Consider the following 16917-nt stretch of genomic DNA (forward strand, 5'->3'; position numbering starts at 1 on the left):
ACATTAAAGAGATTTTATATTCTAAAAAAATATATAACAATAACTAATTTGAATTGAAAAGGATGAATGTTTTGAAAAAAATAAAAAAAGCAATTATACCTGCAGCTGGGTTAGGTACAAGATTTCTTCCAGCAACTAAAGCTATGCCAAAAGAAATGTTACCAATCTTAGATAAGCCAACGATTCAATACATAGTTGAAGAAGCCGCTCGTGCTGGCATTGAAGATATTATTATCGTAACTGGAAAACATAAACGTGCAATTGAAGATCATTTTGATAATCAAAAAGAATTGGAAATGATATTACAAGAAAAAGGAAAAACAGATTTATTAGAAAAAGTGAATTATTCTACAGAGTTAGCTAATATTTTTTATGTTAGACAAAAAGAGCAAAAAGGACTAGGGCATGCTATTTATTCAGCTCGCCAATTTATTGGAAACGATCCTTTTGCGGTACTATTAGGTGACGATATTGTAGAGTCTGAAAATCCGGCTATTAAACAATTAATGAATACCTATGAAGAAACTGGTAAGTCTGTCATCGGAGTTCAAGAGGTAGATGAAAATGAAACGCATCGATATGGTATTATTGATCCGTTAGAAAAAACAGGTCGAAGATACGAAGTAAATCAATTTGTTGAAAAGCCCAAACAAGGCACTGCACCTTCTAATTTAGCGATTATGGGACGTTACGTATTAACACCTGATATTTTTGATTATTTGGCGAACCAAGACAAGGGCGCCGGTGGTGAAATTCAACTCACTGATGCAATTGAAAGACTAAATAAAGATAGCCAAGTATACGCGTATGATTTTGAAGGTAATCGTTATGATGTGGGAGAGAAGCTAGGTTTTGTTAAAACAACAATAGAATTTGCTTTAAAAGATAAAGAAATGAACGAAGCATTAACACGTTTTATTAAACAACTGAATTTGGATGATTAAGTTATAAACATTTAAGCGGTGGAGATAATAATTTATTTGTTAAACATCGCACATCTTGAAGTGTTACGAGGTGTAGAAATGAAGCAAAAGAAGACCAACGCAATGCGCATATTAGATCGTCAAAAAACCAATTATAATGTGAATACTTATGAAGTTACAGATCAACATATGGACGGTACTGAGGTAGCAAATAAAGTAGGCATCGAAGATAAGTTTGTATATAAGACGCTTGTTTTAGAAAATAGTAACCATGATCACTTTGTTTTTGTTATTCCTGTAAATGCTACGTTAGATATGAAAGCAGCAGCTTATGCTGTAAACGAAAAGAAATTACATTTAATGCCGCTAGATGACTTGAAGAAAGTGACAGGATATATTAGAGGCGGTTGTTCACCAATAGGCATGAAAAGACAATTCCTAACAGTGATTGACCAACAAGCAACGTTCTTAAATTCAATTTATGTTAGCGGTGGGGAACGCGGTGTGCAAATTGAAATGGCAGTAGATGATTTAATTGATACCACTCATGCGAAAGTAACAGAAGTTATTCATAATTAAAAAAAGTAGTATAAAATGTATCATCACGAAACGGTAAACTTGCCATTTCGTGATTTTTTATGCGCACAAATAAAATACTTAACCTCATATTTTGCCTCATATGTTAATCGCTAAAGCTTAATGCGTTTTATTACCAATTTTGTATATGATTTACATTTCATTTAATAAAAAAAGGGACGGTTTATGTAAAAAGATATAAATGATGAAATATGCACCCTTTTTTGACTGTTTTTGACTGTTTTTGATAAAAAATGATTGAAATAAGAAAGCGTAACCATTATAATGATGATGGAATGAGGTGAAGAGATGATTACGGAAAAACGTCATGAACTCATATTGACTGAATTGTCAAAAAAGGATTTTTTAACGTTGCAAGAATTAATAGAGCGTACAGGTTGTAGTGCTTCAACGATTCGTCGAGATTTATCGAAATTACAAAAAATCGGGAAATTAAAAAGAGTACATGGAGGCGCAACACTTAATCAATCATCTCTTTTAGAACCCAATTTAGCTGATAAGCGTGCTACAAATTTAAAAGAAAAACAAGAAATAGGACGATTAGCTGCTCTGGAAATAGAAGATAACGAGTGCATCTTTTTAGATGCTGGCTCGACGACACTAGAGATGATTCCTTATATAAAGGCGCAAAATATTGTGGTTGTTACAAGCGGCTTAACTCATGTTGAAGAGTTAATTAAGTATGGTATTAGAACATTTATTTTAGGTGGAGAAATTAAAGCGACGACGTTTGCGACAGTAGGCGCAAGTGCTCTAGAAACATTGAAACGATACCGATTTGATAAAGTCTTTATTGGAATGAATGGCATAGATACGAAGTATGGTTTAACAACACCAGACGAACAAGAAGCAATTATTAAAAAATATGCGATACAGTTAGGCGCAGAAGCCTACTTATTAGCTGATCATGATAAATACGACAAGGTATATTTTGCGCATGTCCCAATCGAAGATGAAATTACAATCGTTACTTCTAAAAAAGTAAGAGAGAGTGGGATTTTTGAAAAATTTGCGGACAACTATAAATTTATTGGAGGCACACGATGATCTACACAGTAACTTTTAATCCTTCTATTGATTACATTATGTTTACTAATGATTTTGAGTTAGATGGATTAAATAGAGCGACAGAAACATATAAATTTGCAGGAGGCAAGGGCATCAACGTTTCAAGGGTGTTACAAACATTAAATGTGTCATCGACAGCGCTTGGCTTCGCAGGTGGTTTTCCAGGTCAATTCATTATAGAAACAATGAAAAAAGCGGGAATCTATACTGATTTTATTCAAGTTGATGAAGATACACGCATTAATGTGAAACTAAAAACTGGTAGCGAAACTGAAATAAATGCACCGGGACCAAGTATTTCAGAAACACAATTTACAGCATTACTTACACAACTTCGAAATACTGCTAAGGAAGACACAGTGATAGTAGCAGGTAGTATACCAAAGAGCGTACCAACAGATGCATATGAACAAATTGCAAAAATCACCAAACAAACAGGTGCGCAATTAGTTGTAGATGCTGAAAAAGATTTAGTAGAACCTGTATTAAAATATAATCCATTATTTATTAAACCAAATAAAGATGAATTAGAAGTCATGTTTGACACAACGATAAAATCAGATGAAGATGTCATCCTTTACGCACGAGAAATTTTAAAAATGGGCGCTGCATCAGTCATTGTTTCACTTGGTGGTGAAGGCGCTGTGTACGTAGACCATACGCATAACTTAAAAGCGACAGTCCCAAATGGCAAAGTTGTGAACACGGTTGGCTCTGGTGATAGTACAGTAGCAGGTATGGTTGCTGGCCTTGAAGCAGGTCTTTCTATTGAAGCATCGTTTAAACAAGCAGTGTCTGCGGGAACAGCAACTGCATTTAATGATGATTTAGCAACAAATAAGGCAATTGAAGCTATTAAAAATCAAGTGACAATTACGACACTAAATGGGAGTGAATAAGATGAGAATTACTGAGTTATTAACAAAAGATACGATAGCTATGGATCTTTCTTCAACAGACAAAAATGGCGTAATAGACGAATTAGTTAATCAACTAGATAAAGCGGATAAATTAAATGATGTTTCAACTTTTAAAGAAGCGATATATAACCGCGAATCTCAAAGTACGACTGGTATCGGAGAGGGCATTGCCATCCCTCACGCTAAAGTTGCTGCAGTAGATACGCCTGCTATTGCCTTTGGTAAATCTAAAGAAGGAGTAGATTATCAAAGTTTAGACATGCAACCAGCACATCTATTCTTTATGATTGCAGCACCAGAAGGTGGCGCACAAACACATTTAGACGCATTAGCCAAATTATCAGGTATTTTAATGGATGATAAAGTACGTGAAGATTTACTTCATGCAACGTCTCCTGAATCGGTATTACAAATTATTGATAAAGCTGATGATGAAGCAACAGAAGAAGAGGAAGCAGAAAAAGTAAATAATACAGACGCTGAAAGTGCAGCTGATACAAATGAACCATATATATTAGCAGTTACAGCTTGTCCAACAGGGATTGCCCACACATACATGGCACGCGATGCTTTGAAAAAACAAGCTGATAAAATGGGTGTTAAAATTAAAGTAGAAACGAACGGTTCTGGAGGAATAAAGAACCATCTTACGAATGAAGATATCGAACGCGCTAACGGCGTGATTGTAGCGGCAGACGTACACGTCGAAACAGCTCGATTTAATGGTAAAAATGTAGTAGAAGTACCAGTTGCTGATGGCATTAAGCGACCAGAAGAGCTAATTAACATGGCGCAAGATACTTCTCGTAAACCATTTGTTGCGAGCAGTGAGTCAAGTAGTAAACAGTCAGAAAGTAATGAAAAACAAGGTATCGGTAAAACAATATATAAACACTTAATGAATGGTGTTTCTAATATGTTACCACTTGTTATTGCTGGTGGTATTTTAATGGCTATTGTGTTCTTGTTTGGTGCAAATGCATTTGATCCAAAAAGTTCAGAATATAATGCCTTTGCGGAACAATTGTGGAATATAGGGAATAAGAGTGCCTTTGCGTTAATTATACCAATATTAGCTGGATATATTGCACGTAGTATTGCAGACAAACCAGGCTTCGCAGCTGGTCTTGTTGGTGGTATGATTGCTGTTTCGGGCGATTCAGGGTTTATTGGTGGTATCCTTGCAGGTTTCTTAGCAGGTTACTTAACACAAGGTATTAAGAAAGTAGCCAGTGGGTTACCTCAATCATTAGAAGGTTTGAAACCGACATTGATTTTCCCGGTATTCTCAGTTTCAATCACTGGTTTACTCATGATTTATGTATTAAATCCGCCGGCATCATGGTTAAATAATTTATTACTAAATGGTTTACAAAGTTTATCAGGAACGAACATTATGTTATTAGGCTTAGTCATTGGTGCCATGATGGCAATTGATATGGGTGGTCCATTCAACAAAGCAGCATATGTATTTGCAACAGCTGCATTGACTGAAGGCAACGCAGCGCCAATAACTGCTGCAATGATAGGTGGAATGGTTCCGCCAATTGCCATCGCTACTGCAATGGTTATCTTCCGTAAGAAATTCACAAGAGAACAGAGAGGTTCTGTTGTACCAAACTACGTTATGGGGCTATCATTTATTACTGAAGGTGCTATCCCATTTGCAGCAGCAGACCCTATCAGAGTGATTCCATCAATGATGGTTGGCTCAGGTATTGGCGGAGCGATTGCTTTAGGGTTAGGTTCAGCGATTCAAGCACCACATGGTGGTATTTTTGTCATCATCGGAACAGACTTTAGCCATGTGCTACAATCACTCATCGCTATTGTGATAGGCGCGATTATAAGTGCAATTATTTATGGTTTATTAAAACCAAAGTTAACTGAAGAAGAAATTCAAGCATCAGAAGCTATGAATGATTAAAAATAGATTGATGTATGTTATAAAGCCAGAAGAGACTCATTATTGAGTGATCTTCTGGCTTTTTGCGCCGTCATTTTATGAATTAAAAACTTTTGAATATAATAAAAGTGATGAATTTGGTAAAATAAAATAAAAGTTATACAATCATATTTGAGCGTAAAATCATTGAAAAGAAGGTAGAACAAATGACTGAATATGTAATTGAAAATGGGCGAATATATACGGAAGAAGAAATCATCGAACGTGGATATATTATTATTAAATCCGGTAAAATCGCTGGTGTAGGTATAGGGGATTATGAAGGTGAGTTACAAACTATCGATGCACAAGGACATCACATCTTACCTGGCTTTATTGACATTCATATGCATGGGGGTTATGGAGAAGATGCGATGGATGCTTCGTTGGAGGGCTTGAAACATTTATCTGAATCATTATTGTCTGAAGGAACTACCAGTTTCTTAGCAACGACTATGACGCAATCAGATGATAATATTACGCGTGCACTTGAAAATATTGTTGCATATCAAGCACAACACGATGCGTTAAATGCGGCAGATATTGTGGGTGTACATCTGGAAGGGCCATTTATTTCTGAACATAAAGTGGGTGCACAAAATCCAGGCTATGTACAAAGACCTTCAGTAGAAAAAATAAATTATTTTCAAAATGTAGCGAATCATCAAATTAAGGTGATGACATTTGCACCTGAAGTTGCTGGCGCACAAGAGACGCTAGCAGCTTTTCATGATGACATTATCTTTTCAATCGGACACACGGTAGCAACATTTGATGAGAGTAATGAAGCGGCTGAAAATGGAGCAAAACATGTAACGCACTTATATAATGCAGGAACGCCATTTGAACATAGGGAACCGGGATTATTTGGCGCAGCTTGGCTTAATGATAAATTAAGCACTGAAGTTATCGTGGATGGCATCCACTCCCACCCAGCAGCTGTAAAAATTGCTTATAAGCAAAAAGGTAATAAACAATTTTACTTGATTACAGACGCTATGCGAGCGAAAGGTATGCCTGATGGCGAGTATGATTTAGGCGGTCAAAATGTCATTGTAAAAGGTTCAGAAGCTCGTTTAGCCTCAGGGGCATTAGCAGGGAGTATTTTGAAAATGAACAACGGTCTCTACAATCTTATGCAATTTACAGGAGATACGTTGGATAACCTATGGCCTGTTACCAGTTTAAACCAAGCAGTAGCTTTAAAAATAGACAACGAAAAAGGCAGTCTGAAGGTTGGCAAAGATGCAGATATTGTCATAGTTAACGATGATATTGAAGTGCTAACAACAATTAAACAAGGTGAGATTCATAAATTTAATTAGTTATAATAACCAAACGATTAAAAAGAATGAAGCCTATTTAGTACGTCTGAAATATAAATCAGAAAGTTGACTTAAAAGTGAATTTGCGTTTAAATGGTAAATTAGGTGAATATAAAATTTTAATTATTACAAATGACTTTCAATACAAATATTATGATAAAATAAAAGTAATGCGTGTTTTTAGGGAGGTGTTACAATGGGAAGGATTTAGCCTATAAAACAATAATCAACAATCATGTAAGATTTGATAAGCAGTCACCTATTGTGACACAAAATTTGGAGGTGAATCCCTAGAAATAGGGAACTAATTGGAAACAGTGACCATAATGAATTTAGTAATATTCTTTTTCTTAATAGCATTAACTACTGTCTTTGTAGGGTCGGAATTTGCTTTAGTGAAAGTACGTACCACAAGGATTGAACAACTTGCTACAGAGGGCAATGGTAATGCACGCATCGTAAAAAAAATGATTAAAAACCTAGACTATTATTTATCCGCATGTCAATTGGGGATTACCGTGACATCTTTAGGTTTAGGTTGGTTAGGAGAACCAACATTTAATAAGTTATTGCATCCACTATTTGAAGTAATCCATTTACCTGATGCATTAACGACGACGATATCATTTATTGTAGCATTTATTATTGTGACTTATTTACATGTGGTTCTTGGTGAATTAGCACCGAAAACACTTGCAATTCAATATACTGAAAAGTTGGCGCTTGTGTATGCAAGACCGCTATATTATTTTGGACTTATCATGAAACCATTAATTTGGTTAATGAACGGTTCAGCAAGAATGATTATTCGCATGTTTGGCGTAGATCCAGATGCTAATAATGATGCTATGTCAGAAGAAGAAATAAAAATTATTATAAACAATAGTTATAACGGCGGCGAAATTAACCAAACAGAATTAGCATATATGCAAAATATTTTTTCGTTTGACGAAAGACATGCTAAAGATATCATGGTTCCTCGTACGCAAATGGTTACATTGAATGAACCATTTAACGTTGATGAATTATTAGAAACGATTAAAGAACATCAATTTACACGTTACCCGATTACTGAAGATGGGGATAAAGACCACGTCAAAGGGTTTATTAATGTAAAAGAATTTTTAACAGAGTATGCTTCTGGGAAACCGATGAAAGCAAGTAATTATATTCATGATCTACCAATGATTTCTGAAACAACAAGGATAAGCGATGCACTTATAAGAATGCAGCGTGAACACGTCCATATTAGTTTAATTATAGATGAATATGGGGGAACAGCTGGTATTCTAACAATGGAAGACATACTAGAAGAAATTGTTGGTGAAATTCGTGACGAATTTGATGATGACGAAGTGAACGACGTTTTAAGATTAAGCGACAATAAGTATCAAATTAATGGTAGGGTCTTATTAGATGACTTGAATGACCAATTTGGTATTGAATTTGAAGATTCTGAAGATATCGACACTATCGGTGGCTGGCTACAAGCGCATAATACGAATTTACAGCCTAATGATTACGTAGATACACAATATGATCGCTGGGTCATATCAGAAGTAGATAATCATCAAATTATCAACGTGATTTTAGAATTTGAATATCATGAAACACGTCCAACATTGGAAGATGAAGAAGACGAAGAAGATGACGATAACTAAGGCGTGATATATGATCCCAAGCCATTTTCTTACTAAAATTTAGTTTATTGAGCATAAATGAGATTTGGTAGGTTGATGACGCATTTTTGTGTGAGCTAAAAAATAGATGTTTAGTTACCTTAACAGTAGTTGGCATAAAATCAATATTCAAATCCACCTATGGTATTGTCACTAGATAACTAAAATAAAAGCAAGCTTTTATCGCTATAATCATTCTAATTATAACGGGATAATGAAATCTTTAAAGCATCATAGATTTCTATCCCGCTTTTTTATATCTAAAATTTAGAAAGTATACATTTATTAATTTAAATATTAAAATAATAATGATACTTAAATTAATAAAGAGAGGGATTGTTTCTATGTTAGCCGATACATATTATTTAAATAATGGTTATCCAATGCCGAAAGTTGGTTTGGGTGTTTATAAAATCACTGAAGAAGAAATGGAAAAAGCGGTCAATGCTGCATTAGAATCAGGTTATCGTGCATTTGATACAGCCTACTTTTATAAAAATGAAATAGCATTAGGAAATGCTTTAAAAAAAGCAGATATACCTCGTTCTGATTTATTCATTACATCTAAAATCTGGAATGATTACCAAGGATATGATAAAACAATAGAGTTTTTCACTAAATCAATAGAAAATTTAGGCACGGATTATTTAGATTTATTCTTAATACATTGGCCATGTGAAGCAGATAATTTGTTTATAGAAACCTATAAAGCAATGGAAAAACTATATAAAGAAGGACGTATTCGTGCAATTGGTGTTTGTAATTTTAAACAACATCATTTAGAGACATTAATGGCTGAAACTGAAATCACACCAGCTGTAAACCAAATCGAGGTACACCCTTACTTTAGCCAACACGAGTTGCAAGCTTATTGTGACGATAACGATATTGCTGTAACAGCTTGGATGCCATTAATGAGAAATCAAGGATTGTTGGATCATCCAGTGATAACTGACATCGCAAATCGATACGGTAAGACACCTGCACAAGTTGTTTTACGTTGGCATTTAGCACATAATCGCTTGATAATTCCTAAATCAAAAACACCAGAACGTATTAAGGAAAATTATGATATTTTTGATTTCACTTTAGAATTAAGGGATATTGCTGAGATAGATAATTTAAATCGAAATGACCGTCAAGGTAAAGACCCAGATAAGGTACGTATTGGTGACTTAAAATAATACCTTCATGCAGTATCACTTTGGGCGGATAGGCCACTTATTACAGGTTATAAGCGTCTCATTACAGTAATTAAGTATAGCTATATCTATTCATATTAAATATGTTGAAAACTTATTATATTCTTGTTAAAGGACAGGGGAGAAAATCAATTTAGTAACTTTTGATTTCTTTCCTGTTTTTTAGATTAAAGTTATAAAGGGTTTTATTTTCAATCGTTTGCAATAGTTGATAAACTTAATGGACAAAGTTACAACTTTTTACAAAAAATATATAGAACAATATTTAAGTTTAATGATTTATTACTGTATTAAGAAAATTTGTAATTCAAACAGTGACAATTCCTAATTATAAAAGCAGTTTAGTTAACAACAATTTGCAATATTTGTTAAACAATTAAGTTTCATTAATGAATATTAAGGTAATATAAAGATTGCGTAAATCTAAATAATAAGAATGGCAAAATAACTGTGAATATTGATAAAGTGAAATTGAAGTCATTGAAATGAAGGTGTTTAATATGGATATAAGAATAATAGTGCCATGTTATAATGAAGGTGAAGTAATATTAAAAACGTATGACAGATTAACAGAAATCTTAACGGAAGACAGTCTCAACCGTCAGTATAACTACGAATTATTATTTATAGATGACGGTAGTCACGATAAAACAATCAATTATATTCAAGAAATGGCGACACATGACAATCATGTGAAATATATTTCATTCAGTAGAAATTTTGGTAAGGAATCCGCAATGATTGCTGGTTTTCAACACAGTGTCAATTGTGATGCTGTAGTGATGATTGACGCTGATTTACAACACCCCCCTGAGTTGATCCCCCAAATGGTTGACAGTTATTTAGATGGTTACGATCAAGTTGTGGCTAAACGTGATAGAACAGGTGAAAAACGTTCAAGAAAATGGCTAACTAAAGTGTATTACAAAGTGATTAATCATCTTGTTGAAGACATAAAATTAGAAGACGGCATTGGTGATTTTAGGTTGCTCAGCCAACGTGCAATTCATTCATTGACAGAGTTAAATGAATACAATCGTTTTTCAAAAGGATTGTTCGAATGGATTGGTTATAACACTAAGGTATTCACTTATGAAAATGTTGAAAGAGAAGACGGAAAATCGAAATGGTCATTTGGTAAATTATTGAATTATGGTATTGATGGTCTCATTTCATTTAACAATAAACCATTACGTGCCATGATTTATTTAGGGCTTGTTGTTTTCTTTGTGAGCTTACTCTATATTGTCTTTAGTTTTGGAAGCATTATGATTAATGGTGTTAAAACACCAGGTTACTTTTCAACGATTGCAGCGATTTTATTACTCGGCGGTATCCAACTCATTTCAATAGGTATTGTTGGAGAGTATATTGGTAGAATTTATTATGAAGTCAAACAACGTCCAAAATATATTGTGCAAGTTTCTAATTTGGATCCTAAAAATAAAACAAAGCAATCTGAATCTAAATTGCAAATGTCAGATTATACAATTAAAGATAACCAAAATAATGTGAACAGCGCAGCATCTTTATATACACCGTCGCGTAAAGCAACTTCTGATAAAGATAAACCACTTGTAAAACACAGATAAAAATAACCTCAGATTAAGCTTGGTTTCGCTTAATCTGGGGTTATTTAAATATGATATATTATTTTTTGCGCAATTTACCTAATATAAATGATAAGAGCGCTACAAGGATAATCGTTCCGATAAGCGCAGGGAATATCGCAATGCCACCTAAGTGCCAACCCCAATCGCCTAAAATCCAAGAACCCAGTGCAGAGCCTACAACACCAGCAATGATATTACCGATAATGCCACCGGGGATATCTTTACCTAAGATGCCACCAGCAATCCAACCGATTAAACCACCGACGATTAACATAAGGATAAATCCAAACATGATATACCTCCTCTATAATTTATTTAACTATTATTACATACCACAAAATATAATTTGTTAATCATTTTTGTGAAAAAAATATATTCTGCCATAATAAAAAAAGTATAAATAACAAATGTACAATAATAAAGGCATACCAATACGGTGTTAATAAAGTCATGATAGTAAAAGATAATATAATACATATTTGTCCAATCGTGATAGGCCGGCGAATACGATTTAATACTTTAATTTGTTCTTTTTCATGTGTTTGGAAAGTACTATAGAACAACAAAGTTGCGCCTATAATAAAAATGGCCGGTGCTAAATATGGAATAGACATATAGTAAGAATCGTTACTTGTATCGTATGAAAGGATTAAAGATGTACTCATGATAATTGATAAAATGAAACCAATCAATTTTTGATCAGTAATCACATATACTTTGATCTTTTTATTTAAATACAATTGTAGCATTGTCCAAATAATCAATTGAACACAAGTATAAAATGTTATGTAATCATATTTGCCCACAATAACTAAATTGATCATAGCATTTATAGTTATTGCTAAAAGTATAGAGCTGAACTTAAGTTGTTTGAAATTCTGACGATATAAATCAATACCTAGAATGATTAATACCGTAGCTATATTTATGATTATATTTATTAGCATGTTGCTCTCCTAACCTAGATACTTCACTGCAACATTATATCAAGTAAGTTTAATTTAATCATTTAATAACAGTTGATATTTTATAATTTATGAAATAAAAACGAGTCAACCTGTAAAAGGTTATTAATTTAAATCATTATACATATACAGTGACTATTGTTCCTAAGTCTATTGATTCAAATGAAAAAACGGTTCATTGTATAGACAAAAGGCATTATACAATGAACCGGTTATTCGACACAATTTAAACACCTTTTTTGTTACTCCAGAGTAAAGTGTGTAATTGAGGCAATACATATACATTATTCATATCATTACTTACCATTACTCGATCTACAAGCGTTTCGTATAATGATAGTAATTTTTCTGTATGTGCTTCGACATAATCGCCATCTAAGTAGGGGTTACCAACTTGTAGATAAAAAGGGGTATCGGGATACCGGTGATGAATCATTTTAGCAAACTCATAATCATCATCATCAAAAATAACAACTTTTAGGTTTAGTGTTTCTGGGACACATTTTGCAATAACGTCATCTAAGATAGGTAAGTTTGGCTTCATCATTGAACTAGGTGGTTTAGGGCTAATCGTTAAATCATCAATTTGTGTCATCCATGGTTGGAATTTACTACCTTGTGTTTCTAAGGCGCTTTGTATACCTTTTTCTTCAAACAAATCCACTAAGCCCTGAATTCCTCTGATTAAAGCAGGGTTGCCACCAGAAATGGTCACGTGATTAAACGATTCACCAGCAAGGTCATATAATGCCGCATAAATTTCTTCAGCATTCATCATACGTATATCTTCTTTTGCACTGCCATCCCATGTAAAACTAGAATCACACCAGCTACATCGGTAATCGCACCCAGCTGTACGTACAAACATCGTCTTACGACCAATGACGCGACCTTCGCCCTGAATGGTTGGGCCAAAAATTTCAAGAACAGGAATTTTACTCATGATTTAACTCCTTTGGTCTAAATATGACATAACTCGTTGGTGTTTCTCTTACATAAACTTGTAAGCATTGTGGTTGATTGGCTCTTTCGTTTAAAGAGGTTTGCACCATTTCGTAAATGGTTTGCGCAACTATTTCTGTGGAAGGGCTTTTATCTTTAAATTGTGGTAATTCATTTAATAAATGGTGATCAAATTGATCATGCACTAACTTTTTCAATTCACTAAAATTCACTAAGAAACCATTATGATCTAAGACGTCCCCACCAATAGTTAAATTTACAAAGTAAGTATGGCCGTGAGTACGCATACATTTTCCAGCGTCATCACTCGGAATATAGTGCGCGGCTGAAAAATTAAAATCTTTATTAAGTTCAAACTGGTAGTTATGGTTAATGCTAGGGTAATGTTGTTGGAACATATTATTTCGCTCCTTTTTCTTCTAAATAAGCGTTTAATCCTCGAGCACGTAGTTTACACGCAGGACACTCGCCACAGCCTTCGCCGACAATACCGTTATAACAAGTTAAAGTTTGATATCTAATATAGTCGAGTACACCCAGCTCATCACTCAATGCCCATGTTTGTTTCTTATCAAGCCACATAAGTGGTGTATGGATGACAAAATCTTTATCCATAGAGAGCGAAAGTGTGACGTTCATTGATTTAATAAAACTATCACGACAATCAGGGTAGCCAGAAAAGTCAGTTTCACAAACGCCAGTAATAATATGTTTTGCATTAGTTTGGTATGCCAAAGCCCCAGCAAAAGATAAAAATAATAGGTTACGTGCTGGTACAAAAGTATTTGGTACGCCATCTTCTCCTTCTTCGATATCCATATCATGTTGTGTTAATGCGTTCGGAGTGAGTTGAGATAATAGTGACATATCGAGTACATGGTGTTCAACTTGTTGTTCCTTAGCAATTTGTTTAGCAACTTGGATTTCTGTATCATGTCGTTGACCATATTCGAAAGTGACCAAAGCGACTTCTTCAAAATGTGCTTTAGCCCAAAATAAACATGTCGTACTATCTTGACCGCCGCTAAATACGACGATGGCTTTATTATTGTTTAATGTGCGTTGCGTCATTCTAATTTACACTCCTTAAAATATACTAGCTTTCATATAAATGTTATGACGCCATAAAAAAACGTCTATCTCTATAAAAAAGATAGACGTCGTTCCGGTGTCTAGTTTTTTATAGAGGGTGTCAGCTAGAAACCTCTGTTTCATTTATACCGTGACTAGAATAATACATTTAAGCTGTAAAATCAAGTTAGGATTTGGGATAATGAACATAATAAATGTTTATATAAATACTATTGAGGTGATTTAATGCTACTTGTAATCGATAATAAAGATTCATTCACATATAATATTGTAGATTATCTTAAACAATGCTATGCAAGAGAAGTGTTTGTTATTGATGTTGATGAAGTTGTTATAGATGAGATTTTCGGTATGAAACCAGAAGCGATTGTCATATCGCCAGGGCCAGGCAAGCCAATAGATTATCCTATACTGAACAAAGTGATAGACCGATTTGCCAAACATGTCCCGATTTTAGGTGTTTGTTTAGGATTTCAACTCATAGTTACACATTTCGGCGGTGACATTATAAAAAACAAAAAACCAATTCACGGTCATACAACTTTCATTACGCATAAAGGTACAGACATTTTTAAAGGCTTACCTACGACGTTTTCGGTCATGCGTTATCATTCCTTAATGGCTAACATACATACATTTCCTTCAATACTACGCGCTACAGCTATCAATGATGAAGGTGTTATTATGGCATGTGCACATCAAGATGATGCTGTTTACGGTGTGCAATATCATCCTGAATCAATTTTAAGTGAGTACGGTATAGAACAAATTAAATTATTTATTGAAATTGTGGAGGCATATCATGCAAATAAAGTTTAATTATCGTTATTACATAGATGAAGAACAAAATGAAACATATCAATTGCAACTCACAAAATATTTGCGTAAAAAAATTGCATACCACATTGAAGAGGTAGGAGAAGTTGTACGTTTTGCTGAGACACATCAAAATAATGGCGATTATGTCGCTTTATATTTGCCTTATGAAGCAGCTACTTACTTCAACAGTCAAATGGCAACTATCGAATCAGAATCTTCATTTATATATGCAGCCGCTTATGTATTTAAACAAGCAAAAAATGAAGGGAAAAAAGTGTGTAATGGATATCAAAAGAAACATCATTTTACCTTCCAATATGCACATGAACAAATGATTAAACACATCAAATGGGTACAACATGCTATAACTGAAGGCAATACATATCAAGTCAATTATACGACAAGGCTAAAAGACGATATACGAGGGCCAATCTCTGAATTGTACCATGTATTGCAAAGAGACAACCATGGTTATTATTCTGCATTAATCGACACAGATGAAGTGCAAATTGCATCATTGTCTCCAGAGCTTTTCTTTCAATACGGACCTTTTAAAAAACAATCTAACACCATTTTAAGCAAACCTATGAAAGGTACAATTGCTAGGGGTAAAACAGAATTAGAAGATCGAGATAATTTAAATCAGTTAATATGTTCCACGAAAGACAGAGCTGAAAATGTAATGATTGTTGATTTATTACGCAATGATATTAGTAGAATTGCTAATACTGGAACGGTGAAAGTCTACAAACCATTTCATATTGAAACATACCAGACAGTCTATCAAATGACCTCCATGGTAACTGGACAGTTGGGACGCCATTTGTCTTTAGAAAGTATATTAAAAGCAATATTCCCATGCGGTTCTATTACTGGTGCGCCGAAACTCAACACAATGACCTATATTAAACAATTAGAACAAACATCTAGAAATGGCTACTGTGGCACAATTGGTTTGTTGTTACCTAGTGGGAAATCTATATTTAATGTACCAATTCGTACAATACAATATATAAACGGAGAAGCAGTATATGGTGTGGGAGCAGGTATTACAATAGATTCCAATCCTGAAGCAGAAGTACAAGAATTTAAAGATAAGACTAAAATATTGGAGAGATTATAATGCAATTATTTGAAACGTTGAAATTAGAAGCAGGAGATTTTTTAAGGTTATCTTACCATCATGACAGAATGAAGCGGTCTGCAGAACACTTTCACATTACATTTCAAGATGAAAGATGGCATGCAATCATTAGAGAAATTAAAGCGTTGTGCTCGAATGACACCTATAGAGTAAAAATATTACTTAATCCAAATGGCGTATTTGATTACGAGTTAGCAAGTTTACCACCAAAAGATAGCTTTACAGCTAAACTTGTTCAGTTACAGCCTATTCAAGATAACTGTATACTCACAAATAAAACAACAAACAGGGCACATTTAATGCACAATCATGAGACAGATCTCATATTATTATATGATAAAGAAGGTAAAATATTAGAATTTGATATAGGTAATATTATGATTAAAGAGGGAAATGAATTGTATACGCCTGTTTTTGATAACGATTTTTTAAAAGGTTGCAAAAGGCAAGCACTTATAGATGAAGGTAGATTAATTGAAAAAAATTATGATATACAAGAATTTAGAGAAAAATTAAGCCACCATCAAATAAAGGTTTTTCTAATAAATAGTTTGAGAGAGGTTGCCGATGTTGAAATAAATCTATAGAATATAGAAAGTATAAGAAATATATATTTTTCCATTCTAATGATTGTAGTTAAGGTGTTGAAAAAGCAGTTTACT

General features: G+C 33.9%; 17 protein-coding genes. 12 read left to right on the plus strand and 5 right to left on the minus strand.

The annotated features are described in order from the left end of the window. The first annotated feature begins 71 nt into the window (after window positions 1-71). The 9 genes from galU (at window position 72) to IEU88_RS11160 (ending at window position 11251) form a co-directional block, all read left to right on the plus strand. Window positions 72-944: a UTP--glucose-1-phosphate uridylyltransferase GalU gene (galU, locus tag IEU88_RS11120; protein ID WP_096810735.1), complete on the plus strand. Its 873-nt coding sequence runs from the start codon at window positions 72-74 to the stop codon at window positions 942-944. A 78-nt stretch (window positions 945-1022) separates the two neighbouring features. Further along, on the plus strand, window positions 1023-1502 hold the full coding sequence (gene ybaK / locus IEU88_RS11125) for a Cys-tRNA(Pro) deacylase (protein WP_103373443.1): 480 nt from the start codon (window positions 1023-1025) through the stop codon (window positions 1500-1502). 306 nt (window positions 1503-1808) lie between these two features. Then, window positions 1809-2567, plus strand: a complete 759-nt coding sequence (locus IEU88_RS11130) for a DeoR/GlpR family DNA-binding transcription regulator (protein ID WP_096810734.1) — start codon at window positions 1809-1811, stop codon at window positions 2565-2567. Then, a complete protein-coding gene (gene pfkB, locus IEU88_RS11135) occupies window positions 2564-3487 on the plus strand; it encodes a 1-phosphofructokinase (RefSeq protein WP_103373442.1) in 924 nt (307 codons plus the stop codon). Before IEU88_RS11130 ends, pfkB begins: the two co-directional genes overlap by 4 nt. A gap of 1 nt (window position 3488) precedes the next feature. Then, window positions 3489-5435: a PTS fructose transporter subunit IIABC gene (locus IEU88_RS11140; RefSeq protein WP_103373441.1), complete on the plus strand. Its 1947-nt coding sequence runs from the start codon at window positions 3489-3491 to the stop codon at window positions 5433-5435. 185 nt (window positions 5436-5620) lie between these two features. After that, a complete protein-coding gene (nagA, locus tag IEU88_RS11145; protein ID WP_103373440.1) occupies window positions 5621-6778 on the plus strand; it encodes an N-acetylglucosamine-6-phosphate deacetylase in 1158 nt (385 codons plus the stop codon). 308 nt (window positions 6779-7086) lie between these two features. Beyond that, window positions 7087-8439, plus strand: coding sequence for a hemolysin family protein (locus IEU88_RS11150; protein WP_103373439.1), 1353 nt, complete (start codon window positions 7087-7089; stop codon window positions 8437-8439). A gap of 362 nt (window positions 8440-8801) precedes the next feature. Then, on the plus strand, window positions 8802-9641 hold the full coding sequence (locus IEU88_RS11155) for an aldo/keto reductase (RefSeq protein ID WP_103373652.1): 840 nt from the start codon (window positions 8802-8804) through the stop codon (window positions 9639-9641). A 518-nt stretch (window positions 9642-10159) separates the two neighbouring features. Next, the gene (locus tag IEU88_RS11160) at window positions 10160-11251 is read left to right on the plus strand and encodes a glycosyltransferase family 2 protein (RefSeq protein ID WP_103373651.1); all 1092 of its coding nucleotides are present in this window, start codon (window positions 10160-10162) and stop codon (window positions 11249-11251) included. A gap of 58 nt (window positions 11252-11309) precedes the next feature. Here the strand turns inward: IEU88_RS11160 and IEU88_RS11165 are convergent, their stop codons facing one another. From IEU88_RS11165 to queC, 5 genes are all read right to left on the minus strand, one after another. After that, window positions 11310-11564, minus strand: coding sequence for a GlsB/YeaQ/YmgE family stress response membrane protein (locus IEU88_RS11165; RefSeq protein ID WP_096810727.1), 255 nt, complete (start codon window positions 11562-11564; stop codon window positions 11310-11312). 61 nt (window positions 11565-11625) lie between these two features. Then, on the minus strand, window positions 11626-12219 hold the full coding sequence (locus IEU88_RS11170) for a hypothetical protein (RefSeq protein ID WP_096810726.1): 594 nt from the start codon (window positions 12217-12219) through the stop codon (window positions 11626-11628). A 244-nt stretch (window positions 12220-12463) separates the two neighbouring features. Next, a complete protein-coding gene (gene queE, locus IEU88_RS11175) occupies window positions 12464-13180 on the minus strand; it encodes a 7-carboxy-7-deazaguanine synthase QueE (protein WP_103373313.1) in 717 nt (238 codons plus the stop codon). Continuing rightward, the gene (gene queD / locus IEU88_RS11180) at window positions 13173-13598 is read right to left on the minus strand and encodes a 6-carboxytetrahydropterin synthase QueD (RefSeq protein WP_096810724.1); all 426 of its coding nucleotides are present in this window, start codon (window positions 13596-13598) and stop codon (window positions 13173-13175) included. The genes queE and queD overlap by 8 nt, the downstream gene beginning before the upstream one ends. A gap of 1 nt (window position 13599) precedes the next feature. Next, window positions 13600-14271: a 7-cyano-7-deazaguanine synthase QueC gene (gene queC / locus IEU88_RS11185; RefSeq protein ID WP_096810723.1), complete on the minus strand. Its 672-nt coding sequence runs from the start codon at window positions 14269-14271 to the stop codon at window positions 13600-13602. Window positions 14272-14517: 246 nt separating this feature from the next. Between queC and IEU88_RS11190 the strand changes: the two genes are divergently transcribed. Genes IEU88_RS11190 through IEU88_RS11200 form a run of 3 tightly spaced genes read left to right on the plus strand, consistent with a single transcriptional unit; the run spans window position 14518 to window position 16842 of the window. Continuing rightward, window positions 14518-15111, plus strand: a complete 594-nt coding sequence (locus IEU88_RS11190; protein ID WP_103373314.1) for an anthranilate synthase component II — start codon at window positions 14518-14520, stop codon at window positions 15109-15111. After that, a complete protein-coding gene (locus IEU88_RS11195) occupies window positions 15095-16234 on the plus strand; it encodes a chorismate-binding protein (RefSeq protein WP_103373315.1) in 1140 nt (379 codons plus the stop codon). Before IEU88_RS11190 ends, IEU88_RS11195 begins: the two co-directional genes overlap by 17 nt. Next, on the plus strand, window positions 16234-16842 hold the full coding sequence (locus tag IEU88_RS11200; RefSeq protein ID WP_103373316.1) for an aminotransferase class IV: 609 nt from the start codon (window positions 16234-16236) through the stop codon (window positions 16840-16842). Before IEU88_RS11195 ends, IEU88_RS11200 begins: the two co-directional genes overlap by 1 nt. The last annotated feature ends 75 nt before the right edge of the window (window positions 16843-16917 follow it).

Origin of the sequence: Staphylococcus nepalensis (assembly GCF_014635045.1) — a bacterium.
Taxonomy (GTDB): domain Bacteria; phylum Bacillota; class Bacilli; order Staphylococcales; family Staphylococcaceae; genus Staphylococcus; species Staphylococcus nepalensis.

Excerpts from the sequence above, each read along its gene's own strand:
- IEU88_RS11130 (WP_096810734.1), top strand. The coding sequence starts at position 1,809 with ATGATTACGGAAAAACGTCATGAACTCATATTGACTGAATTGTCAAAA.
- IEU88_RS11140 (WP_103373441.1), top strand. The coding sequence starts at position 3,489 with ATGAGAATTACTGAGTTATTAACAAAAGATACGATAGCTATGGATCTT.
- IEU88_RS11165 (WP_096810727.1), bottom strand. The coding sequence starts at position 11,564 with ATGTTTGGATTTATCCTTATGTTAATCGTCGGTGGTTTAATCGGTTGG.
- ybaK (WP_103373443.1), top strand. The coding sequence starts at position 1,023 with ATGAAGCAAAAGAAGACCAACGCAATGCGCATATTAGATCGTCAAAAA.
- queC (WP_096810723.1), bottom strand. The coding sequence starts at position 14,271 with ATGACGCAACGCACATTAAACAATAATAAAGCCATCGTCGTATTTAGC.
- queE (WP_103373313.1), bottom strand. The coding sequence starts at position 13,180 with ATGAGTAAAATTCCTGTTCTTGAAATTTTTGGCCCAACCATTCAGGGC.
- IEU88_RS11195 (WP_103373315.1), top strand. The coding sequence starts at position 15,095 with ATGCAAATAAAGTTTAATTATCGTTATTACATAGATGAAGAACAAAAT.
- IEU88_RS11160 (WP_103373651.1), top strand. The coding sequence starts at position 10,160 with ATGGATATAAGAATAATAGTGCCATGTTATAATGAAGGTGAAGTAATA.
- nagA (WP_103373440.1), top strand. The coding sequence starts at position 5,621 with ATGACTGAATATGTAATTGAAAATGGGCGAATATATACGGAAGAAGAA.
- IEU88_RS11155 (WP_103373652.1), top strand. The coding sequence starts at position 8,802 with ATGTTAGCCGATACATATTATTTAAATAATGGTTATCCAATGCCGAAA.
- IEU88_RS11170 (WP_096810726.1), bottom strand. The coding sequence starts at position 12,219 with ATGCTAATAAATATAATCATAAATATAGCTACGGTATTAATCATTCTA.
- queD (WP_096810724.1), bottom strand. The coding sequence starts at position 13,598 with ATGTTCCAACAACATTACCCTAGCATTAACCATAACTACCAGTTTGAA.
- pfkB (WP_103373442.1), top strand. The coding sequence starts at position 2,564 with ATGATCTACACAGTAACTTTTAATCCTTCTATTGATTACATTATGTTT.
- IEU88_RS11200 (WP_103373316.1), top strand. The coding sequence starts at position 16,234 with ATGCAATTATTTGAAACGTTGAAATTAGAAGCAGGAGATTTTTTAAGG.
- IEU88_RS11190 (WP_103373314.1), top strand. The coding sequence starts at position 14,518 with ATGCTACTTGTAATCGATAATAAAGATTCATTCACATATAATATTGTA.